This is a genomic window from Streptomyces sp. 130, assembly GCF_007096885.1.
In the GTDB taxonomy this organism is placed as follows: domain Bacteria; phylum Actinomycetota; class Actinomycetes; order Streptomycetales; family Streptomycetaceae; genus Streptomyces.
In genome coordinates, this window is sequence record NZ_VJNO01000009.1 from 31,020 (window position 1) to 52,635 (window position 21,616).

23 protein-coding genes are annotated in these 21,616 nt (G+C 71.4%); 8 read left to right on the top strand and 15 right to left on the bottom strand.

Features of this window, described 5'->3' with window-relative positions; genetic code table 11:
• Positions 1–7 precede the first annotated feature (7 nt).
• Positions 8–1,522, bottom strand: a complete 1,515-nt coding sequence (locus FKN01_RS10485) for a hypothetical protein (protein ID WP_143618875.1) — start codon at positions 1,520–1,522, stop codon at positions 8–10.
• Positions 1,523–1,790: 268 nt separating this feature from the next.
• Between FKN01_RS10485 and dapA the strand changes: the two genes are divergently transcribed.
• Positions 1,791–2,684, top strand: coding sequence for a 4-hydroxy-tetrahydrodipicolinate synthase (gene dapA / locus FKN01_RS10490; RefSeq protein ID WP_143618877.1), 894 nt, complete (start codon positions 1,791–1,793; stop codon positions 2,682–2,684).
• On the opposite strand, the gene dapD is transcribed toward dapA, so the two are convergent.
• Positions 2,681–3,670 carry a 2,3,4,5-tetrahydropyridine-2,6-dicarboxylate N-succinyltransferase gene (gene dapD / locus FKN01_RS10495; protein ID WP_143618879.1) on the bottom strand — a complete coding sequence of 330 codons (990 nt, stop codon included), beginning with the start codon at positions 3,668–3,670 and terminating at the stop codon, positions 2,681–2,683. The two genes, dapA and dapD, sit on opposite strands and share 4 nt — an antisense overlap.
• Here dapD and FKN01_RS10500 point away from each other — a divergent pair.
• Positions 3,669–3,992: a hypothetical protein gene (locus FKN01_RS10500; RefSeq protein WP_143618881.1), complete on the top strand. Its 324-nt coding sequence runs from the start codon at positions 3,669–3,671 to the stop codon at positions 3,990–3,992. The genes dapD and FKN01_RS10500 overlap by 2 nt on opposite strands.
• Before the next feature lie 514 nt (positions 3,993–4,506).
• Here the strand turns inward: FKN01_RS10500 and FKN01_RS10505 are convergent.
• Both FKN01_RS10505 and FKN01_RS10510 read right to left on the bottom strand, forming a co-directional pair.
• Positions 4,507–5,043, bottom strand: a complete 537-nt coding sequence (locus FKN01_RS10505; RefSeq protein ID WP_143618883.1) for a TetR/AcrR family transcriptional regulator — start codon at positions 5,041–5,043, stop codon at positions 4,507–4,509.
• Positions 5,043–5,363 (bottom strand): multidrug efflux SMR transporter, encoded by a 321-nt coding sequence (locus FKN01_RS10510; protein ID WP_143618885.1) that lies wholly within the window; start codon positions 5,361–5,363, stop codon positions 5,043–5,045. Before FKN01_RS10510 ends, FKN01_RS10505 begins: the two co-directional genes overlap by 1 nt.
• 121 nt (positions 5,364–5,484) lie before the next feature.
• Here FKN01_RS10510 and FKN01_RS10515 point away from each other — a divergent pair, with 121 nt between their 5' ends.
• Positions 5,485–6,495: a hypothetical protein gene (locus tag FKN01_RS10515; RefSeq protein ID WP_143619160.1), complete on the top strand. Its 1,011-nt coding sequence runs from the start codon at positions 5,485–5,487 to the stop codon at positions 6,493–6,495.
• Between the two features lie 7 nt (positions 6,496–6,502).
• Here FKN01_RS10515 and FKN01_RS10520 read toward each other — a convergent pair whose 3' ends face one another.
• From FKN01_RS10520 to FKN01_RS10560, 9 genes are all read right to left on the bottom strand, one after another.
• Entirely contained in the window at positions 6,503–6,868 is a 366-nt protein-coding gene (locus tag FKN01_RS10520) for a VOC family protein (RefSeq protein ID WP_143618887.1), read from the bottom strand.
• A gap of 106 nt (positions 6,869–6,974) precedes the next feature.
• Complete coding sequence (locus FKN01_RS10525) at positions 6,975–7,313, bottom strand: metal-sulfur cluster assembly factor (RefSeq protein WP_143618889.1); 339 nt, start codon at positions 7,311–7,313, stop codon at positions 6,975–6,977.
• The gene (gene sufU, locus FKN01_RS10530) at positions 7,310–7,765 is read right to left on the bottom strand and encodes a Fe-S cluster assembly sulfur transfer protein SufU (protein WP_143618891.1); all 456 of its coding nucleotides are present in this window, start codon (positions 7,763–7,765) and stop codon (positions 7,310–7,312) included. Before sufU ends, FKN01_RS10525 begins: the two co-directional genes overlap by 4 nt.
• A 22-nt stretch (positions 7,766–7,787) precedes the next feature.
• Positions 7,788–9,044 (bottom strand): cysteine desulfurase, encoded by a 1,257-nt coding sequence (locus tag FKN01_RS10535; RefSeq protein WP_143618893.1) that lies wholly within the window; start codon positions 9,042–9,044, stop codon positions 7,788–7,790.
• Positions 9,041–9,805: a Fe-S cluster assembly ATPase SufC gene (sufC, locus tag FKN01_RS10540; protein ID WP_073968339.1), complete on the bottom strand. Its 765-nt coding sequence runs from the start codon at positions 9,803–9,805 to the stop codon at positions 9,041–9,043. Before sufC ends, FKN01_RS10535 begins: the two co-directional genes overlap by 4 nt.
• 7 nt (positions 9,806–9,812) lie before the next feature.
• Entirely contained in the window at positions 9,813–10,130 is a 318-nt protein-coding gene (locus FKN01_RS10545; protein WP_018555702.1) for a bifunctional 3-phenylpropionate/cinnamic acid dioxygenase ferredoxin subunit, read from the bottom strand.
• Positions 10,130–11,311: a Fe-S cluster assembly protein SufD gene (gene sufD / locus FKN01_RS10550; protein WP_143618895.1), complete on the bottom strand. Its 1,182-nt coding sequence runs from the start codon at positions 11,309–11,311 to the stop codon at positions 10,130–10,132. Before sufD ends, FKN01_RS10545 begins: the two co-directional genes overlap by 1 nt.
• Before the next feature lie 58 nt (positions 11,312–11,369).
• Positions 11,370–12,791 carry a Fe-S cluster assembly protein SufB gene (gene sufB, locus FKN01_RS10555; protein WP_143618897.1) on the bottom strand — a complete coding sequence of 474 codons (1,422 nt, stop codon included), beginning with the start codon at positions 12,789–12,791 and terminating at the stop codon, positions 11,370–11,372.
• Positions 12,788–13,528 carry a metalloregulator ArsR/SmtB family transcription factor gene (locus tag FKN01_RS10560; RefSeq protein WP_143618899.1) on the bottom strand — a complete coding sequence of 247 codons (741 nt, stop codon included), beginning with the start codon at positions 13,526–13,528 and terminating at the stop codon, positions 12,788–12,790. Before FKN01_RS10560 ends, sufB begins: the two co-directional genes overlap by 4 nt.
• Before the next feature lie 136 nt (positions 13,529–13,664).
• Between FKN01_RS10560 and FKN01_RS10565 the strand changes: the two genes are divergently transcribed.
• From FKN01_RS10565 to FKN01_RS10575, 3 genes are all read left to right on the top strand, one after another.
• Positions 13,665–14,597 (top strand): ABC transporter ATP-binding protein, encoded by a 933-nt coding sequence (locus FKN01_RS10565; protein ID WP_143618901.1) that lies wholly within the window; start codon positions 13,665–13,667, stop codon positions 14,595–14,597.
• The gene (locus FKN01_RS10570; RefSeq protein WP_143618902.1) at positions 14,594–15,361 is read left to right on the top strand and encodes an ABC transporter permease; all 768 of its coding nucleotides are present in this window, start codon (positions 14,594–14,596) and stop codon (positions 15,359–15,361) included. Before FKN01_RS10565 ends, FKN01_RS10570 begins: the two co-directional genes overlap by 4 nt.
• A 110-nt stretch (positions 15,362–15,471) precedes the next feature.
• Entirely contained in the window at positions 15,472–16,485 is a 1,014-nt protein-coding gene (locus FKN01_RS10575) for a heme A synthase (RefSeq protein ID WP_143618904.1), read from the top strand.
• Between the two features lie 82 nt (positions 16,486–16,567).
• Here the strand turns inward: FKN01_RS10575 and FKN01_RS10580 are convergent, their stop codons facing one another.
• Positions 16,568–16,930 (bottom strand): hypothetical protein, encoded by a 363-nt coding sequence (locus FKN01_RS10580; protein ID WP_143618906.1) that lies wholly within the window; start codon positions 16,928–16,930, stop codon positions 16,568–16,570.
• Between the two features lie 53 nt (positions 16,931–16,983).
• Positions 16,984–17,931, bottom strand: coding sequence for a heme o synthase (locus tag FKN01_RS10585; RefSeq protein WP_185992805.1), 948 nt, complete (start codon positions 17,929–17,931; stop codon positions 16,984–16,986).
• A gap of 441 nt (positions 17,932–18,372) precedes the next feature.
• Here FKN01_RS10585 and tkt point away from each other — a divergent pair, with 441 nt between their 5' ends.
• Together tkt and tal are read left to right on the top strand one after the other, a co-directional pair.
• The gene (gene tkt, locus FKN01_RS10590) at positions 18,373–20,460 is read left to right on the top strand and encodes a transketolase (protein ID WP_143618908.1); all 2,088 of its coding nucleotides are present in this window, start codon (positions 18,373–18,375) and stop codon (positions 20,458–20,460) included.
• 34 nt (positions 20,461–20,494) lie between these two features.
• Positions 20,495–21,613: a transaldolase gene (gene tal, locus FKN01_RS10595; protein WP_143618910.1), complete on the top strand. Its 1,119-nt coding sequence runs from the start codon at positions 20,495–20,497 to the stop codon at positions 21,611–21,613.
• Positions 21,614–21,616 lie beyond the last annotated feature (3 nt).

Genomic DNA, 21,616 nt, shown 5'->3' on the forward strand with positions numbered 1-21,616 from the left:
CGCCCGCTCAGTCGGCCGAACCGCCGCGTGAGCGTGCCTTGAACGCGGCCTTGCGGGCGTCCTTGGCCTGCTTCTTGTCGCTGTGCAGCCGCCCCATCGCCTCCAGGACGTCCGCCGTGGCCGGGTGGTCGACGCGCCACGCCTCCTCGAAGAAGCCGCTGTGCTGGCCGGACAGACCCTCGACCAGGCCCTGGAGCTCGTCGAGGTCACCGGCGGCCTCCAGCTGGGCCGCGATCGTGTCGATGGCGAGCCAGAAGATCATCTCCTCCGAGGGCGCCGGGACGTCCTCCGCGCCGCGTTCGGCGAGCCAGACCCGGGCCAGGCCGCCGAGTTCCGCGTCGTCGAGCACCGCGCGCACGGCGGGCTCCGCCTCGGCGCCGACCAGGGCGAGCGCCTGCTGGCAGTGCAGCCGGCGCAGCGGTCCCAGCTCGTCCGCGCCCCGTGCCGCGTCCAGGAGTTCGGCGGCGGCGCCGTCCGGGCCCCGGTGGGTGAGCCACAGCTGGATCTCCGCGCGCGCGGCGGCCTCCGGGTAGTGGGCGACGCCGCCGAGGAGCGCGTCGGCGCCCTTGTCCGCGAGGTCCCCGATCGCCGGGGCGTCCACCCCGGCGTCCAGCATCCGGGCGCGGATGCCGTAGAGGCCGAGGGGCGTCAGCCGGACCATGCCGTACCGGGTGACGTCCTCCTCGTCGCCCGGGGACAGGGCGCCCTCGCCCTCCTCGACCAGCAGCGCCTCGTCCACCGGCTGGTACTCGACGATGCCGATGGGTTCGAGGACCCGGAACTGGTCGTCCAGCCGCATCATCGCGTCCGAGATCTGCTCCAGGACGTCGTCGGTGGGCTCCCCCATGTCGTCGGGGACGATCATCGAGGCGGCGAGCGCGGGCAGCGGCACGGGCGCCCCGTCCGCCCCTTCGCCGACGGTGAGCAGGTAGAGATTGCCGAGGACGCCGTCCAGGAACTCCGCCTCGGTCTCCGGGTCCCAGTCGAGCGCGTCGAAGTCGACCGAGCCGTCCTCGCCGATGAGGTCGGCGAAGTCGTCGAAGGCGGGCGCGGTGGCGTCGGCGTACGCGGCCTCCAGGCCGTCGAGCCAGATCGCGAGGACGTCCGCCGGTGAACCCCCGGTCAGCAGCGCCAGGTTCTCCCCGGCCGTGACCGTCCCGGCCGGCTCCTGGTCCCCGGCCTCCTCGTCGCCGAAGCCGTCGTCCCCGCCGAAGCCGTCGTCCGGGTCGCCCGTCTCACCGGCGGGGTCCTCGACCTCGACCAGGCCGGTGTCCACGGCGAGCCGCCACGCCTCACTGGCCTCCGCCGCGCCGTCCTCGTCCGGGGTGAGGCCGAGGTGTTCGGCGGCGGCGGGCAGCTGCGCGTCGACCAGTTCGCCGCCGGCGCCGACCCTGGTGTCCGGGCCGGCCCAGCGGGCGAGCCGTGCGGCACGGGCGAGCAGCGGCGCGGCAAGGGCGTCCCGTGCCAGCTCGGCCTCGGTGTGCAGCCGGACCGGCGGCAGGGTCGGGCGCTCTGCGGACATCAGGGGGTCTCCTCGGAACGTGCGGGGGCTGGTCGCCGGGCCGGGCCGGCTCAGGACGTGTGCCGCGGCCCAGGACCTTCGGCGGGGCGCGGGCGGAACACGCCCCAAGCGTAAACGCATTTCGCCGCGTGCCGACCGGAATGCGGGCAAGGGGCCCGGGCCCCGGACACCTGCCGTACGGATCATCGCCCATTCTTGAGCGTTGCTTCACCTTCACCCGCAGCAGATCTAAGTGGACCTTCACGATCCGGCGCCCGAGACTGCGGGTATGACACCTTCCGCTTCCGCCCGCCCGCGCCCCTTCGGCCGCGCCCTCTGCGCCATGATCACGCCGTTCACCGCCGAGGGCGCCCTCGACCGGGAGGCCGCCGCCGCGCACGCCGCCGCCCTGGTCGCGGGCGGCTGCGACGGGCTGGTGCTCAGCGGCACGACCGGGGAGTCCCCGACCACCTCCGACAGCGAGAAGGCGGAGCTGCTGCGCGCGGTGCGCGAGGCGGTCGGCCCCGGCGTACCGCTGGTGGCGGGCGTCGGCACCGCGGACACCCGGCACACGATCGAGCTGGCCCGTCAGGCGGAACGCGCGGGCGCGGACGGGCTCCTGGTGGTGACTCCGTACTACAGCAGGCCACCGCAGGCGGCGGTGGAGGCCCACTTCCGGCGGATCGCGGACGAGGCGGGCCTGCCGGTGATGCTGTACGACATCCCCGGCCGCACCGGCACCCGCATCGAGCCGGAGACCATGCTCAGGCTCGCGGAGCACCCGCGCGTCGTGGCCGTGAAGGACTGCTCGCAGGACCTGCTGACGGCGACCCGGGTGATCGCCGCCGGCGGGCTCGCCTACTACTCGGGCTGCGAGGAGCTGAACCTGCCGCTGTACGCGGTGGGCGGCGCGGGGTTCGTCAGCACGGTCGCCAACGTGGTGCCCGGCCGGCTGCGGGCGGTGCTGGACGCGTTCGACGCCGGGGACACCGCCGGAGCGGCCCGGCTGAACGCGCGGCTCGCGCCGCTGACCGCGCTGATGATGGCGTCCGGGCTGCCCGGCACGGTGACCGCGAAGGCGCTGCTGGCGGCGGGCCCGGTGCGCGAACCGCTGCAGCCCGCCGGGCGCGAGGCGTCCGACGGGCTGCGCGCGGCGTACGAGGAACTCCTCGTGTCCGCTTAGTCGTTGCTGTGCAGGACGTCGTTGAGGCCGTCCCAGACCGCGTTGTTCGGGCGGGCCTCGACGGCGCCGGTGACCGAGTTGCGGCGGAAGAGGATGTTCGAGGCGCCGGAGAGCTCGCGGGCCTTGACCACCTGGCCGTCCGGCATGGTGACGCGCGTCCCGGCGGTGACGTACAGCCCGGCCTCGACGACGCACTCGTCGCCGAGCGCGATGCCGACCCCGGCCTCCGCGCCGACCAGGCAGCGCTCGCCGATCACGATGCGCTCCTTGCCGCCGCCGGAGAGCGTGCCCATGGTGGAGGCGCCGCCGCCGATGTCCGAGCCGTCACCGATGACGACACCGGCGGAGATGCGGCCCTCGACCATGGACGTGCCGAGCGTGCCGGCGTTGAAGTTGACGAAGCCCTCGTGCATCACGGTCGTGCCGGAGGCGAGGTGCGCGCCGAGGCGCACCCGGTCGGCGTCGGCGATCCGCACCCCCTTCGGCGCCACGTAGTCCGTCATGCGCGGGAACTTGTCGACGGAGGTCACCTGGAGGTGCAGGCCCTCGGCGCGGGCGTTGAGCCGCACCTTCTCCAGATCGTCCACGGCGACCGGGCCGAGCGAGGTCCAGGCGACGTTGGCGAGGTGGCCGAAGATGCCGTCCAGGTTCTGGCCGTGCGGCTGGACCAGGCGGTGCGAGAGCAGGTGCAGGCGCAGGTAGACGTCGTGGGCGTCGAGCGGCTTGTCGTCCAGCGAGGCGATGACCGTGCGCACGGCGACGACCTCGACCCCGCGGCGGGCGTCCACGCCGATGGCCTTGGCGGCGCCCTCCCCGAGCAGGTTGACGGCCTGGTCGGGGCCGAGCCGCTCGGTTCCGGCGGGGCCGGGCTCGGCGGTGAGCTCGGGGGCGGGGAACCAGGTGTCGAGGACGGCACCGTCGCCGGCGATGGTGGCGAGGCCGGCGGCGACGGCGCCGGTGGTACGGGTGGAAGTCGTGTCGGTCATGACCAGAAACCTAACCGGACCGGAGCCGCGCGGGCGAACCGGTCTCAGCGTCCGGGCGACGCACCGCCGGAGCGACGCGGGCCTGACCGCTGACCGAGGCGCCCGCGTACGGGCTCCGGAGCGGCCCTGCGCGTCGGCGGGCCCCTGGATGGACATCGGCTCCGAGACCACGGCCTTTCCCGGCATGCTCCGGGCCGCCCGCGCCTTCGCGCCCCGCACCGGGCACGTCCTGGACCGCGAGGTCCTGGTCACCGGCTTCTCGCAGGACGCGTCCACGGCCCTCGGGCTCGGCCGGGCACTCCAGGCGGGCGAGGACCGCTGATTCCGGCGCGGCGCGCCGGCGCCGGTCAGCTGGGCGTAACGACTTCGGCGGCGCGGAGTCGCGCACTCCTCGCGGGCGGGCCGGACGCCAAGCCGAGCGTGGTCTACGCCGCGTACACGCTGGTCGCCTGCAACCGCCTGCACGCCGTCCACGCCGACCCGGCCGAGGTCTTCCGGGAGCCGTACGCCGGTACGGTCGAGGCCCTCTTCGACGGCGCGCACACCGGCCAGGAGCGGATGGCGGGCACCCCGGAGACGCCGGACGAGCTGCTGACCGGGCACGGCCACGCCCCGCTCGCGCACCCGACGGGCGCCCTGCCCGAGGCGCTGCGGACCACCGACGCGGTCTGCGCGGACTGGGCCCCGCGCGGCCCCGGCCCGGGACGGGGTGCGCGCCCCGGGCACGGACCTCGGCGCGGCCGACCACCACGGCTCGCGCCACCCGGGGGCGGACGTGGCGGCCACCCCGCGCATCGTGCGCCGGTTCGCCGGGCCGTCCCCGCGCTGACGGGCCCTCAGCCCGCGACCCGGCCCAGCATCTCGCGCGCGTACGCCTCGTCGTACGCGCCGTCCGTGAGCAGCACCTGGATGCAGATGCCGTCCATCAGGGCGACCAGGGCGCGCGCGGTGGCCGGGCCGGTGCGGGGGCGGAGCAGGGCGGTCACGCCGTCGGTCCACTCGGCGGCGACCGGGCGCAGCGCGGGCCTGCGCACGGCGGCGAGATACAGCTCGTACTCCAGCTCCGCCCGGCCGCGCCCGCCCGCGAAGAACTCCCCGAGCAGCCGGGCGAGTTCGGCGGCGAGGTCGGCGTCCGGGTCGGCGAGGGCGGGGCTCGCTCGCAGGACGGCGGCGAAGTTCTCGTTGGTCCGGCGCAGGGCCGCGATCAGCAGTTCGTCCAGCGAGGCGAAGTGGTACGTGGTCGAGCCCAGCGGCACATCCGCCTCGGCGGCGACGGAGCGGTGGCTCAGCCCGGCGATCCCCCGCTCGCCGACCACCCGGATCGCCGCGTCGATGATCCGGTCGCGCCGCTCGGGGTCGTACCGCCGCACCATCAGTGCGCCCCGCCCAGGTTGAGCACCACCACGCCGGCGATGACCAGCACGACGCCGAGCGCCTTGAGCGGGCTGGCGGACTCCCCCAGGAAGAACATGCCGATGAGGGCCACGGCCGCGGTGCCGACGCCCGCCCAGATCGCGTAGGCGGTGCCGACGGACAGGGTCTTGAGGGTCTGGGCGAGCAGGGAGAAGGCCAGCAGATAGCCGGCGACGGTGATCAGTGAGGGCCAGAGCCGGGTGAATCCCTCGCTGTACTTCATGGCGGTCGTCCCCGCCACCTCCGCGGCGATGGCCGCGGCAAGCAGTCCGTATCCCATGTGTACGAGTGTACGCAACGCCTAGCCGCTACCGTGGTCGGTTCAGCACAGGATCGAACAGACGGGCGGATCGGCAGTGGCGCAGGACGCAGGGTGGGGCGGCTGGGGCGGCGGTGGCTGGATGCCGCCGAAGCCGGGGGTCATACCCCTGGGCCCGCTGAGGCTGGGGGACATATTCAACGGCGCGTTCTCGACGCTGGGCCGCTACGGCAAGCAGCTCTTCGCGGTGGGGGCGGCCCTGTACGGCGGGGCGCTGGTCGTGGTGGGCGTGGCGGTCGCCGTCGCGTACTCGGCGGTCTCGGACCATCTGGACCGGCTGTTCGAGCTGGAGGAGGGCGAGAGCGCCGCCTCGGGGGACGTGGTGCCGGTAATCGTCGCGTTCGGCGCGGTCGCGCTGGCCGGAATCCTCGCGATGGTGATCGCCTCGGCCGTCGTCTACGCGGCGGTGCCGGCGGTCCTCCAGGAGGCGGTGCTGGGCCGGCCGACGACGTTCTCCGCGGTCTGGCGGCGGGCCTGGGCGCGGACGCCCGCGGTGGTCGGCACCGTGCTGCTGGCCGGGCTGATCACCATGGTGCCGATCGCCCTGGCGGTGGCCGCGCTCACCGGGGGCATCATCGCCGCGGTCGCCACGGACGGCAGCGGGGGCGCGGTGGCACTGATCGTCGTCGGCGCGGTCTGCTTCCTCGCCTTCGTCCCGCTGGCCCTCTGGCTCGGGGTGCGGCTGACGCTCGCCCCCTCGGCCGCCGTCTTCGAGAACCAGGGGCCCGTGGCCTCGATCCGCCGCTCGGCCCAGCTGGTGCGCGGCGACTGGTGGCGGATCTGCGGGATGACGCTGCTCGCGGGCGTGATCTCCGCGGCGGCGAGCTACATCATCCAGCTGCCCTTCAGCCTCCTCGGCGTGTTCACGGGCGCGCTGGGCGGCGCCGCCTTCGACGAGAACACCCACCCGGCCGCGATCCTCACCCTGCTCGGCGGCTACCTGGTCGTCGGGGTGCTCGGCCAGCTGGTGAGCCAGCTGATCGTCGCGGTGTTCCCGCCGCTGGTGACGGGGCTGCTGTACGTGGACCGCCGCATCCGCACCGAGGACCTGGGCCCGGTGCTCGCCGAGGCCGCCGCCGTACCGCCGCGGTAGCCCGTCCTCAGTCGGTCAGCGTCTTCTTCGGGCGCAGTACGCAGAACTCGTTGCCCTCGGGATCGGCCAGCACCACCCACGTCACGTCCGACGGCTGGCCGACCTCGACGCGCCGGGCACCGAGCCCGATCAGGCGCTCGACCTCGGCCGCCTGGTCGTCCGGCGAGAGGTCGATGTGCAGCCGGTTCTTGACCGCCTTGTCCTCGGGCACGGGCAGGAAGCAGATGCCGGGCAGCGCGGTCTCGTCGGCCCCGATGACGATCTCGTCCTCGTCCTCGAAGAGCACCCGCCAGTCCAGGGCGGCACACCAGAAGCGCGCCTGGGCGGGGAGGTCGTGGGCGTCGACGGCGAGTTGGTGGAAGCGGAGAGCCATGGGCACAGTCTGCCCGGCGGAGTCCCGGGCCACAACGCCGCAACGGCCCCGGCGGGTGCCGGGGCCGTTGCGGTCCTGCGGGTCGTACGGCGTCGTACGCGGACGCTCAGACGTTGAAGCCCAGCGCGCGCAGCTGCTCGCGGCCGTCGTCCGTGATCTTGTCCGGGCCCCACGGCGGCATCCAGACCCAGTTGATCCGGAGCTCGTTGACGATGCCGTCCGTCGCGGACTTCGCCTGGTCCTCGATGACATCGGTCAGCGGACACGCCGCGGACGTCAGGGTCATGTCGAGGGTGGCGATGTTGGCGTCGTCGATGTGGATGCCGTAGATCAGCCCCAGGTTGACGACGTCGATGCCCAGCTCGGGGTCGACCACGTCGTACAGCGCTTCGCGGACCTCCTCCTCGGTGGCCGGCTTGGTGGTCACGGTCTCGTTGTCGCTCATGCGGTCTTCCCTTCGGACAGCGCCTGCGCCGTCGCGTCCTTCCACGCCATCCAGCTCAGCAGCGCGCACTTCACCCGGGCCGGGTACTTGGAGACGCCGGCGAACGCGACCGCGTCCTCCAGCACCTCCTCCATCGCGTCGTCGGGCTCCAGCTGCCCCTTCGACTGCATCAGTTCCAGGAACGCGGCCTGGATCTTCCGCGCCTCGCCCAGTTCCTTGCCGACCAGCAGCTCGTTCAGCACGGAGGCGCTGGCCTGGCTGATGGAGCAGCCCTGGCCCTCGTAACTCACGTCGGCGATGGTCTCGCCGTCGTACCGCACCCGCAGCGTGATCTCGTCACCACACGTCGGATTGACGTGGTGCACCTCGGCGTCGCCGTCCCGCAGGCCGCGCCCGTGGGGGTGCTTGTAGTGGTCCAGGATCACTTCCTGGTACATGGAATCCAGCTTCACGAGTTCTAATCCCCAGCCGCGTCTAGGCGAAAAAGTTCCGGACGTGTTCCAGCCCGTCCACCAGGGCGTCGACCTCGGCGGGCGTGGAGTACAGATAGAACGACGCTCGCGTCGTCGCAGGAATTCCGTACCGCAGGCAGACCGGCCGGGCGCAGTGGTGGCCGACCCGGACCGCGATGCCCTGTTCGTCCAGCACCTGCCCCACGTCGTGCGGATGGATGTCGCCGAGCGTGAAGGAGATCGTCGCGCCGCGGTCCTCCGCGTCGGCCGGTCCGATGATGCGCAGGTCCGGCACTTCGAGGAGGCGCTTGACCGCGTAACCGGTGATGGCCTGCTCATGGCGGTGGATGTTCTCCATGCCGACCGCCGAGAGGTAGTCCACGGCCGCGCCGAGGCCGACGGCCTGGGCGATCGGGGGCGTACCCGCCTCGAACTTGTGCGGCGCGGGCGCGTAGGTCGAGGAGTGCATCGACACGGTCTCGATCATCTCGCCGCCGCCCAGGAACGGCGGCAGGTCCTCCAGGAGTTCCTGCCGTCCCCAGAGCACGCCGATGCCGGTCGGGCCGACCATCTTGTGACCGGTGAACGCCACGAAGTCGGCCTGGAGCGCCTGCACGTCGAGCACCATGTGCGGGGCCGCCTGGGAGGCGTCGACGCAGACGAGCGCACCGACCTCCTGGGCGCGGCGGACGATCTGCTCGACCGGGTTGTGCGTGCCCATGATGTTCGAGACCAGCGTGAAGGAGACGATCTTCGTCTTCTCGGTGATGATCTCGTCGATGTTGGACAGGTCGAGGCGGCCGTCGTCGGTGATGCCGAACCACTTCAGCTTCGCGCCCGTGCGCTGCGAGAGCAGCTGCCAGGGAACGATGTTGGAGTGGTGCTCCATCTCCGTGGTGACGATCTCGGTCTCGTGGTCGACCCGGTAGGGCTCGTCGGCCCAGCCGAGCATGTTGGCCACGAGGTTCAGCGACTCGGAGGCGTTCTTCGTGAAGATGACCTCGTCGCGGCTGGGCGCGTTGATGAAAGCGGCGACCTTGTCACGGGCGCCCTCGTACAGCGCCGTGGCCTCCTCCGCGATCGTGTACACGCCCCGGTGCACATTGGCGTTGTGCCGCTCGTAGTACTCGCCCATGGCGTCGAGGACCTGGCGCGGCTTCTGCGAGGTCGCCGCGCTGTCCAGGTAGACGACCTTCTTGCCGTCGTGGACCGTGCGGTCCAGGAGGGGGAAGTCCTTGCGGATCGCCTCGGTGTCGAGGAGGCCCGGCAGATATGTCACGCGGCAGCGCCACCCTTCACGTACGCCTCGTAGCCCTCGTTCTCCAGCTTGTCGGCCAGCTCGGCGCCGCCGGACTCGGCGATCCGGCCGTTGGCGAAGACGTGCACGAAGTCGGGCTTGATGTACCGGAGAATCCGGGTGTAGTGCGTGATCAGCAGGGTGCCGACCTCGCCGGTCTCGCGGACCCGGTTGACGCCCTCGGAGACGATGCGCAGGGCGTCGACGTCCAGACCGGAGTCGGTCTCGTCCAGGATGGCGACCTTCGGCTTGAGGAGCTCCAGCTGGAGGATCTCGTGGCGCTTCTTCTCACCGCCGGAGAAGCCCTCGTTGACGTTGCGCTCGGCGAAGGCCGGGTCCATCTGGAGCTGGGCCATCGTCTCCTTGACCTCCTTCACCCAGGTGCGCAGCTTGGGCGCCTCGCCGCGCACGGCGGTGGCGGAGGTACGCAGGAAGTTGGAGACCGAGACCCCGGGGATCTCGACCGGGTACTGCATGGCGAGGAACAGGCCGGCGCGGGCCCGCTCGTCCACGGACATCTCCAGGACGTCCTCGCCGTCCAGGGTCACCGTGCCGCTGGTGATCGTGTACTTGGGGTGGCCTGCGAGGGAGTACGCGAGGGTGGACTTGCCGGACCCGTTGGGGCCCATGATGGCGTGGGTCTCGCCCTGCTTCACGGTCAGGTCGACGCCCTTGAGGATCTCCTTCGTGGCGTTGTCGGCCTCGACGGAGACGTGCAGGTCGCGGATTTCAAGCGTTGCCATGGGTGACTCAGGACTCCTGGGTGACGGAGACGAGCACATCGTCCCCTTCGATCTTGACGGGGTATACGGGGACGGGGCGCGTCGCGGGAAGGCCGGACGGCTTGCCGGTGCGCAGGTCGAAGCTCGATCCGTGCAGCCAGCACTCGATCGAGCAGTCCTCGACCTCGCCCTCGGACAGCGAGACGTTCGCGTGCGAGCAGATGTCGTTGATCGCGAACACCTCGCCCTCGGTGCGGACGACGGAGACCGGCGTGCCGTCGAGCTCCACCCGCTTGGGGGTGTCGTCCTCCAGCTCGCTCAGCGCACAGGCTTTGACGAAGGCCATCAGACCGACGCCTCCAGCTCGGCCTCGATCTTGTCGAGCAGCCGGGCCTCGACGTCCGGCAGGCCGATCTGCTGGACCAGCTCGGCGAAGAAGCCGCGCACGACGAGGCGGCGGGCCTCCTCGGCCGGGATGCCCCGGGACTGGAGGTAGAACAGCTGCTCGTCGTCGAAGCGGCCGGTCGCGGAGGCGTGGCCGGCGCCGACGATCTCGCCGGTCTCGATCTCCAGGTTCGGCACGGAGTCGACCCGCGCGCCGTCCGTGAGGACCAGGTTGCGGTTCATCTCGTAGGTGTCGGTGCCCTCGGCGGCGGCCTGGATGAGCACGTCGCCGATCCACACCGCGTGCGCCTCGTCGCCCTGGAGCGCGCCCTTGTAGGCCACGTTGGACTTGCAGTGCGGGGTGTTGTGGTCGACCAGGAGGCGGTGCTCCTGGTGCTGGCCCTTGTCGGTGAAGTACAGGCCGAACAGCTCGGCCTCGCCGCCGGTGCCCGCGTAGGCGACCCGGGGGTGCAGCCGGACCAGGTCGCCGCCGAAGGTGACGACGACGGACTTGAACGAGGCGTCCCGGCCGACCAGCGCGTTGTGCTGGGCGACGTGGACCGCGCGCTCGTCCCAGTCCTGCACGGAGACGACGGTCAGCTTGGCACCGTCGCCCAGGACGTAGTCCACGTTGGCGGCGAGCACCGCGTCACCGGTGTGGTCGATGACGACGACGGCCTCGGCGAAGGCGCCCAGCTCCACGACCTGGTGGCCGTAGGCGACACCGCCCTCGCCGTGCACGGCGATCCGGATCGGCTCGGTCAGCACGGCCTCCTTGGGGACCGTGACGACGTGGGCCTGCTCGAAGGAGGTGTACGCCTGGGCGGCCACCCGGTCGACCGGCTTGCCGGCCTTGCCCAGCCGGGCGTCGTCGCGGCCGACGGTCTCGACCACGACGCCCTCGGGTGCCTCGATGGCGACCTTCACACCGCTCCCGGTGGCGGCGGCGGTGCCGTCGTGCAGGCCGCGCAGCCGCTCCAGCGGGGTGAACCGCCACTCCTCCTCGCGGCCGTGCGGGACGGGGAAGTCCGCGACGTCGAAGGACGGGGGCGCGCTCATGCGCGTGGCGACGGTCGACTCCGCGGCCACCGCGATGGAACCGGCGGTGGTGGACCCCGCAGGGATGTTCTGAGCCTCAGCCATGGCTGTCGTAGTGCTCGCTTTCTCTGTCAAGAACTCTTCAGGACGCGTTCGCGGCGTATCAGCCGACGGAACCCTCCATCTGCAGCTCGATCAGCCGGTTGAGCTCCAGCGCGTACTCCATCGGGAGCTCCTTGGCGATCGGCTCGACGAAGCCGCGCACGATCATCGCCATGGCCTCGAACTCGGTCATGCCGCGGCTCATCAGGTAGAAGAGCTGGTCCTCGGAGACCTTGGAGACGGTCGCCTCGTGGCCCATCGACACGTCGTCCTCGCGCACGTCGACGTAGGGGTAGGTGTCGGACCGGGAGATCGTGTCCACGAGCAGCGCGTCGCACAGCACGTTGGACTTCGCGCCCGGGGCGCCCTCGCCGATCTCGATCAGACCGCGGTAGGAGGTACGGCCGCCGCCGCGCGCCACCGACTTGGAGACGATGTTGGACGAGGTGTTCGGGGCCATGTGGACCATCTTGGCGCCGGCGTCCTGGTGCTGGCCCTCGCCCGCGAAGGCGATGGACAGCGTCTCGCCCTTGGCGTGCTCGCCCATCAGGTAGACGGCCGGGTACTTCATGGTGACCTTGGAGCCGATGTTGCCGTCGACCCACTCCATGGTCGCGCCCTCGTAGGCCACGGCCCGCTTGGTGACCAGGTTGTAGACGTTGTTCGACCAGTTCTGGATCGTCGTGTAGCGGCAGCGGCCGCCCTTCTTCACGATGATCTCGACCACCGCGGAGTGCAGCGAGTCCGAGGAGTAGATCGGGGCCGTGCAGCCCTCCACGTAGTGGACGTAGGCGTCCTCGTCGACGATGATCAGGGTCCGCTCGAACTGGCCCATGTTCTCCGTGTTGATACGGAAGTAGGCCTGGAGCGGGATGTCCACGTGGACGCCCTTGGGCACGTAGATGAAGGAGCCGCCGGACCACACGGCCGTGTTCAGCGACGCGAACTTGTTGTCGCCGACCGGGATGACGGTGCCGAAGTACTCCTTGAAGAGCTCCTCGTGCTCCTTCAGCGCGGTGTCGGTGTCGACGAAGATGACGCCCTGCTCCTCCAGGTCCTCACGGATCTGGTGGTAGACGACCTCGGACTCGTACTGCGCGGCGACACCGGCGACGAGGCGCTGCTTCTCCGCCTCCGGGATGCCGAGCTTGTCGTAGGTGTTCTTGATGTCCTGGGGCAGGTCGTCCCAGGAGGCGGCCTGCTTCTCCGTCGAGCGGACGAAGTACTTGATGTTGTCGAAGTCGATGCCCGACAGGTCCGAGCCCCAGTTCGGCATCGGCTTCTTGTCGAAGAGCCTCAGGCCCTTGAGCCGCAGCTTCAGCATCCAGTCCGGCTCGTTCTTCTTCTCCGAGATGTCGCGGACGACGGCCTCGGAGAGGCCGCGCTTGGCCGCCGCGCCTGCCTCGTCGGAGTCGGCCCAGCCGAATTCGTACGTGCCCAGGCCCTCGAGCTCAGGGTGGGCAGTCTCCGTGGGGAGCGTCATGCGGGGTTCCTCCCGGCTGTGCTTGCAGATGCTGAATCGGTGGTCTGTGGGGTGGGGTGTCCGCTGCGCGGAATGTACGTCGTGCACACCCCGTCGCCGTGGGCGATGGTGGCCAGACGCTGCACATGGGTCCCCAGGAGGCTGGAGAAGATCTCCGTCTCCGCCTCGCACAGCTGCGGGTACTGCTCGGCGACGTGCGCGACCGGGCAGTGGTGCTGGCACAGCTGCTCACCCTGCTGCGGGCCCGGCGCGCTGCGCGCCGTAGCAGCGTACCCGTCGGCGGACAGCGCCCTGGCCAGCGCCTCCGTACGGGCGTCGGGGTCCGCGGCCTCGATCGCCGCGCGGTAGGCCGCCGACTGCTCGGCGGTCCTGGCCCGGGCGAACGCCATGACCGCTTCGTCGCCCGCGGTCTCGGCGATCCAGCGGAGGGCGTCCGCGGCGAGCGTGTCGTAGGACTGGTCGAAGGCGTCCCGGCCGCAGTCGGTGAGGGCGAAGACCTTGGCCGGACGGCCCCGGGTCCGTGCCCCGTACACCCGCTTCTCGCGGGCCTCGACCACGCCGTCGCAGGCGAGCGCGTCGAGATGACGGCGGACGGCGGCCTGGGTGAGCCCCAGCCGCTTCGCCAGGTCGGCGACCGTGGACGGGCCGTGGTCCAGGATGGACCGCGCGACGCGGTTGCGCGTCGAGCGCTCACCGGTCGCGAGTTCCTCCTGGGGAGCCTCGCCCGCGTATTTCACAACGCCATTGTTGCGTAATTCCTCCGGCCCTGACAACCACGGTCCGAAACGATCAACGGTGCTCTCCATCACTTAGGGTCACCTAATCGAGCCCCGGGGCCGGAGACCGGCCGGCGGCTGCCTAGACTCATTCGCCATGAACAGCGAGCCCCGCCCGGCCGTCCGGATCAGCGGCCTGGTGAAGCGGTACGGCGACAAGACCGCGGTGGACGGCCTCGACCTGGAGATCCCGGCCGGCGCGGTCACGGCCGTCCTCGGCCCCAACGGCGCCGGCAAGACCACCACCATCGAGACCTGCGAGGGCTACCGGCGCCCCGACGGCGGCACCGTCCGGGTCCTCGGCCTCGACCCGGTCGCCGACGCCGCGCGGCTGCGCCCCCGGATCGGCGTGATGCTCCAGTCGGGCGGGATCTACTCCGGCGCCCGAGCCGACGAGATGCTCCGCCACATGGCCCGGCTGCACGCCCACCCGCTCGACGTCGACGCCCTGATCGAACGCCTGGGCCTCGGTTCCTGCGGCCGGACCTCCTACCGCAGGCTCTCCGGCGGCCAGCAGCAGCGGCTCGCCCTGGCCATGGCGGTCGTCGGCCGGCCCGAGCTGGTCTTCCTGGACGAGCCCACCGCGGGGCTCGACCCGCAGGCCCGCCGCTCCACCTGGGACCTGGTCCGGGAGCTGCGCGCCGACGGCGTGAGCGTGGTCCTCACCACCCACTTCATGGACGAGGCCGAGGAGCTGGCCGACGAGGTCGCCGTCATCGACGCCGGCCGGATCGTCGCGCAGGGCTCCCCCGAGGCCCTGTGCCGGGGCGGCGCCGAGAACACCCTGCGCTTCACCGGGCGCCCCGGGCTCGACCTCGGCTCGCTGCTCAAGGCGCTGCCCGACGGCACGCGGGCGGACGAGCTGAGCTCCGGCACGTACCGCATCACCGGCGACGTCGACCCGCAGCTGCTGGCCACCGTCACCTCCTGGTGCGCGCAGCACGGCGTGATGCCCTCCGGCATCTCCGTCGAGCGCCACACCCTGGAGGACGTCTTCCTCGAACTGACCGGCAAGGAGCTGCGCGCATGAGCGCCGGTACGTACACCCCCCGGCCGGGCGCCGCCCCGCTGCCGCGCATGATCGCCGCGCAGACCGCGCTGGAGACGCGGATGCTGCTGCGCAACGGCGAACAGCTGCTGCTGACCGTGGTCATCCCGACGCTGCTGCTGGTGCTCTTCAGCTCCGTGGACATCGTCGACACCGGCGCGGGCGAGCCGGTCGACTTCCTCACGCCCGGTGTGCTGGCGCTGGCCGTGATGTCGACCGCCTTCACCGGCCAGGCCATCGCCACCGGCTTCGAGCGGCGCTACGGGGTGCTCAAGCGGCTCGGCGCCTCACCGCTGCCGCGCTGGGCCCTGATGACCGCGAAGACCCTGTCCGTGCTGGTCACCGAGGTGCTTCAGGTGGTCCTGCTGACGGTGATCGCCTTCGCGCTGGGCTGGTCGCCGGACGGCAACCCCCTCTCCGTGCTGCTGCTCCTGGTGCTGGGGACCGCCGCCTTCTCCGGGCTCGGGCTGCTGATGGCCGGGACGCTGAAGGCGGAGGCGACGCTCGCCGCCGCCAATCTGGTCTTCCTGCTGCTCCTGGTGGGCGGCGGGGTGATCGTGCCGCTGGAGAAGTTCCCGGACGCGGTGCGGTCGGTGCTGGGCCTGCTGCCCATCTCGGCCCTCTCGGACGGGCTGCGGGACGTCCTCCAGCACGGCGCCGGGATGCCGTGGGGCGACCTGGGCATCCTCGCGGTCTGGACGGTGCTGGGGCTCGGCGCGGCGGCCCGCTTCTTCCGCTGGGAGTGAGCCGGCGAACGCGGTCCGTCGCCCTTTCCGCCAACTCGTCCCCCCAGGGGGGCGTCGCGCCGGTCAGGGCGGGGTCCCCTCGTGAAAGCTTGCACAAGCGGCGTCCTACCATGGTGCGCGTGCCCAAGCTGACCCGAGCCGAAGTCGCTCAAGCCCTGCGCAACCCGCTGCTGTACATCGCCGAACGCTGGACGCCCGAGCCGAGGACGGTGCGCCGCGCGGCCATGTCCGCGGTCGTGATGGCCGTCGTCATCGTCGTGACCGGCGGCGCCGTCCGGCTGACCGGCTCCGGCCTCGGCTGCCCGACCTGGCCCAAGTGCACCGACGAGAGCCTGACGGCGACGAGCGCGATGGGCTTCCACGGCGCCATCGAGTTCGGCAACCGCATGCTCACGTACGTCCTGTGCGCGGCCGTGGGCTGGGCGATCATCGCGGCCCGGTCCGCGAAGCCCTGGCGGCACGGCGTCACCCGGCTCGGCTGGGTGCAGTTCTGGATCGTGATGGGCAACGCGGTGCTCGGCGGCATCGTCGTGCTCGTCGGGCTGAACCCGTACACCGTCGCCGCGCACTTCCTGCTGTCCACCGCGCTGCTCACGGTCGCCCTGATGACCTGGCAGCGGGTCCGCGAGGGGGACGAGGCGCCGCGGCCGCTGGTCGGCAAGGCGGTCGCGCAGCTGGCCTGGCTGCTGGCCGTCGCGGCGGGGCTCCTGATCGCCGTGGGCACGGTGGTCACGGGCGCCGGGCGGCACGCGGGCGACTCCAGCGACGTCCACCGCATCCCGATCGACTGGAAGACGGTCGCCCAGCTGCACGCGGACCTGGCCTGGGGCGTGGTGGCGCTGACCGTCGCGCTCTGGTTCGTCCTGAAGGCCGTGGACGCGCCCATCGGCCCGCTGCACCGGACCCGCGAGCTGTTCCTGATCCTGATGGCCCAGGGGATCGTGGGCTATGTGCAGTACTTCACCGACGTGCCGGAGATCCTGGTCGGCGTGCACATGCTCGGCTCGTGCCTGGTGTGGATCGGGGTCGTCCGCGTACTGCTGTCGCTGCGCGAGCGGCCGGTGGCCGTCGCGCGGCTGCCGGAGCCGGCGGTCGAGCGGGCGGAGCCCGCCGCGGCCGGCTGACGCGGGGCGCACGGATACGGACCGGGGCTCCCGCTCCGCGGCTCTACGCCGCCGGAGCGGGAGCCCCGGTCCGTATCGCGTGTCAGGCCGCGTTGGACGGGCCGCCGACCTGGATGCCGGCCATCCGGCTCCACTCGTACGGGCCCGTGCGCACCTTCGCCGCGAACTCGCCGTCGAAGGACTCGTGGAGCGTGATCCCGGACTTCCGCGCCGCGCTCTCGGCGACCTCGTACGAGGGGGCGACCAGATCGCCCCAGCCGCCGTCCTCGCCCACCAGGACGATCCGGGCACCCATCTGCCCGAGGTAGGCGACCTGTCCCTCCGCACCGCCGTGCGCCTTCGCGAAGGCGCCGATCTGCTTGGCCAGCCGGGCCGCCGTGCGCTCCGCGCGCGCCGCCCGCCTGCCGTCCACCCGCTGGGTCTCAGCCTCTGCCGTCTCTGCCATGGACAGGATGCTACCGGCGGGTAGATCAACCGGCGACGGGCGGAGCAGGGGTCCTACCGCAGGAAGGGGTCCACGGCCACGGCCACGAAGAGCAGCGACACATAGGTGATGGACCAGTGGAACAGCCGCATCTCCTTGAGCTTCGCGCCCGTCACCCCGGCCTTGGCCCGGCCGAGCAGCGCGTGCGCCTCCCAGAGCCAGAAGCCGCCGGTCAGCAGCGCCACGGCCGTGTAGAACCAGCCGGTGTAGCCCAGTGGGGTGAGGAGCAGCGACACGGCGACCATCACCCAGCTGTAGGCGACGATCTGGCGGGCGACCACCCGGTTGGACGCGATGACCGGCAGCATCGGGACGCCGACGCGCGCGTAGTCGTCCTTCACCTTCATCGACAGCGGCCAGTAGTGCGGCGGCGTCCAGAAGAAGATGACGGCGAAGAGGATCACCGCGGCCCACGACATCTCGTTCGTCACGGCGGACCAGCCGATGAGGACCGGCATGCAGCCCGCGATGCCGCCCCAGACGATGTTCTGCGCGGTGCGGCGCTTCAGCAGCATCGTGTAGATCACGACGTAGAAGAGCAGGGCGCCCAGCGACAGGGCCGCCGACAGCCAGTTGACCAGCAGCCCGAACCAGACCGTCGAGACCACCGCGAGGGTGATGCCGAAGGCCAGGCACTCGCGCGGGCTGACCATTCCGGTGACCAGCGGGCGCTGCGACGTACGGTCCATCAGCGCGTCGATGTCGCGGTCGATGTACATGTTCAGTGCATTGGCACCGCCGGCGGACAGATAGCCGCCGATGGTGGTAGCGAGCACGAGCCACAGGTCGGGTACACCCTGAGCGGCCAGGAACATCACCGGAACAGTGGTGATCAGCAACAGCTCGATGATCCGAGGCTTGGTCAGTGCCACGAATGCCTTGACACGGGCCCCGAATGGGCGTTGGCCCCCTGGGCTCGGAGTCAAGGCGACCCCTGCGGGTCGGGACTCGACGGCCGTCACGCACACCCCTGACAGAGAAATCCCAGCAAGCTCCGGGCGTGAGGGCCCAGTAAAGACTTGCGCGAACCCGACCACTGTAGACGTTGGGGACAGGCCGCCCTTCGCGGGGGTGGGGTCGTGTTGATGTGGCGCGGACGGCCGCCGCGGGCCCCCTCGTACGCACGAGTGACGCACTGGTGTCGCAGGGTTCGCGCGACCCCCTTGCGGGCCCTCGGCAACCGCGCCCGGGGCCGCTCTTCGGAGCGCCCAGGAGTGGGTCTCCGCGCTCATCGGAGAAGCCCATCGGTGAGCCCTTCCGCTCATACGGGAGGCGGATTCCGCGGGCCGCCCGCACCCTGGTAGGAGCCGGAAAACACGGGTACGGACGGGGGTAGGCTCGACAGCATCCGGTGCGGTCACAGTCACCGGTCTACAACAGTTGGAGAGGAGCCCTGACTCAGGGTGAGCACCAAGCCGACCACCACAGACCTCCAGTGGACCGAATTGGACCAGCGGGCCGTGGACACCGTCCGCGTCCTCGCCGCGGACGCCGTACAGAAAGTCGGAAACGGCCACCCGGGCACGGCGATGAGCCTGGCTCCCGCCGCGTACACCATCTTCCAGAAGGTGATGCGGCACGACCCGGCGGACGCGGACTGGACCGGCCGCGACCGGTTCGTGCTCTCGGCGGGCCACAGCAGCCTGACCCTCTACATCCAGCTCTACCTGGCCGGCTACGGCCTGGAGCTGGACGACCTCAAGTCGTTCCGCACCTGGGGTTCCAAGACCCCGGGGCACCCGGAGTACGGCCACACCACCGGTGTGGAGACGACGACCGGCCCGCTCGGCCAGGGTGTCGCCAACGCCGTGGGCATGGCCATGGCCGCCCGCTACGAGCGCGGTCTGTTCGACCCCGAGGCGGCTCCCGGCACCTCCCCGTTCGACCACATGGTGTGGGTCGTCGCCGGTGACGGCTGCCTCCAGGAGGGCATCTCGGCCGAGGCGTCCTCGCTGGCCGGCCACCAGAAGCTGGGCAACCTGGTCCTGCTGTGGGACGACAACCACATCTCCATCGAGGGCGACACGGAGACCGCGGTCTCCGAGGACACCGTCAAGCGCTACGAGGCGTACGGCTGGCACGTCCAGCGCGTCGACCAGCTGCCCAACGGCGACCTGGACCCGGAGGGCCTCTACAACGCGCTGCTGGCCGCCAAGGCCGAGACCGAGCGCCCGTCCTTCATCGCGGCCCGCTCGATCATCGCCTGGCCGGCCCCGCACGCCCAGAACACCGAGGCGTCGCACGGCTCCGCGCTCGGCGACGACGAGGTCGCCGCGACCAAGAAGGTGCTCGGCTTCGACCCCGAGAAGTCCTTCGACGTCGCCGACGAGGTCATCGCGCACACCCGCCGTGCCCTGGACCGGGGCCGCGAGGCCAAGGCCGAGTGGCAGAAGGGCTTCGACGCCTGGCGGGCCGCCAACCCGGAGCGCGCCGCCGACTTCGACCGCATCGCCGCGGGCGAGCTGCCCAAGGGCTGGGAGGACAGCCTCCCGGTCTTCGAGACCGGCAAGGGCGTCGCCACCCGCGCCGCCTCCGGCAAGGTGCTCCAGGCGCTCGGCGGGATCATCCCCGAGCTGTGGGGCGGCTCCGCCGACCTGGCCGGCTCGAACAACACCACGATCGACAAGACGTCGTCCTTCCTCCCGGCGGGCAACCCGCTGCCGGAGGCCGACCCGTACGGCCGCACGATCCACTTCGGCATCCGCGAGCACGCCATGGCCGCCGCGATGAACGGCATCGCGCTGCACGGCAACACGCGCGTCTACGGCGGCACCTTCCTGGTGTTCTCCGACTACATGCGCAACGCCGTGCGCCTGTCCGCGCTGATGCACCTGCCGGTGACCTACGTGTGGACGCACGACTCGATCGGCCTCGGCGAGGACGGCCCGACCCACCAGCCGGTCGAGCACCTGGCCTCGCTGCGCGCCATCCCGGGCCTCAACGTCGTGCGCCCGGCCGACGCCAACGAGACCGCCATCGCCTGGCGCGAGATCCTGCGCCGCCACACCAAGGTGTTCGGCGAGGGTGCCCCGCACGGTCTGGCGCTGACCCGCCAGGGCGTGCCGACGTACGAGGCGAACGAGGACGCGGCCAAGGGCGGCTACGTGCTCTTCGACGCCGAGGGCGGCGAGCCGCAGGTCGTGCTGATCGGTACGGGCTCCGAGGTCCAGCTCGCCGTCGAGGCGCGCGAGGAGCTCCAGGCGGCCGGAATTCCGACCCGTGTGGTGTCGATGCCGTGTGTCGAGTGGTTCGAGGAGCAGGAACAGGGTTACAAGGACAGCGTCCTGCCGCCGTCGGTCAAGGCGCGGGTGGCCGTCGAGGCGGGCATCGCCCTGACCTGGCACCGGTACGTGGGGGACGCCGGCCGGATCGTCTCGCTGGAGCACTTCGGCGCTTCGGCGGACGCGAAGGTCCTGTTCCGCGAGTACGGCTTCACCGGCGAGAACGTCGCCGCGGCCGCCCGGGAATCCCTCGCCGCCGCCACGCGCTGACGCCCATATACGACTAGTAGGAGATGCATTTCTCATGACAGACGCACTCAAGCGCCTCTCCGACGAGGGCGTGGCGATCTGGCTCGACGACCTCTCGCGCAAGCGGATCACCTCGGGCAACCTCGCCGAGCTGATCGACCAGAGCCACGTCGTGGGGGTCACGACCAACCCGTCGATCTTCCAGAAGGCCATCTCGCAGGGCGACGGCTACGACCAGCAGCTCGCCGACCTCGCGGCCCGCAAGGTGACCGTCGAGGAGGCGATCCGCATGATCACCACCGCGGACGTCCGCGACGCGGCCGACATCCTGCGCCCGGTCTTCGACGCGACGGAGGGCCAGGACGGCCGGGTCTCCATCGAGGTCGACCCGCGTCTGGCGCACGACACGGCGGCCACGGTCGCCGAGGCCAAGCAGCTGGCCTGGCTGGTGGACCGCCCGAACACGCTGATCAAGATCCCGGCGACCAAGGCGGGCCTGCCCGCGATCACCGAGACGATCGGCCGGGGCATCAGCGTCAACGTCACGCTGATCTTCTCGCTGGAGCGCTACCGCGCGGTCATGGACGCCTACCTGGCGGGCCTGGAGAAGGCGAAGGCCGCGGGCCTGGACCTCTCCAAGATCCACTCGGTGGCGTCGTTCTTCGTGTCCCGCGTGGACACCGAGATCGACAAGCGCCTGGACGCCGTGGGCTCCGACGAGGCGAAGGCCGCGAAGGGCAAGTCCGCCCTGGCCAACGCCCGGCTGGCCTACGAGGCGTACGAGGAGGTCTTCGCCGGTGAGCGCTGGGCCGCCCTGGACAAGGCGCACGCCAACAAGCAGCGTCCGCTGTGGGCCTCGACCGGCGTGAAGGACCCGGCCCTCAAGGACACCCTGTACGTCGTGGACCTGGTCGCGCCGAACACGGTCAACACCATGCCGGAGGCGACTCTGGACGCGGTGGCGGACCACGGAGAGATCACCGGCAACACCGTCGCCGGTGCGTACGACCAGGCCCGTGCCGACCTCGACACCATCAAGAAGCTCGGCGTCGACTACGACGATGTCGTGCAGGTGCTGGAGGACGAGGGCGTCGAGAAGTTCGAGACGGCCTGGAACGACCTGCTCAAGTCGACCGAGGCGGAGCTGCAGCGCCTCGCTCCCTCGAAGGGCTGACCA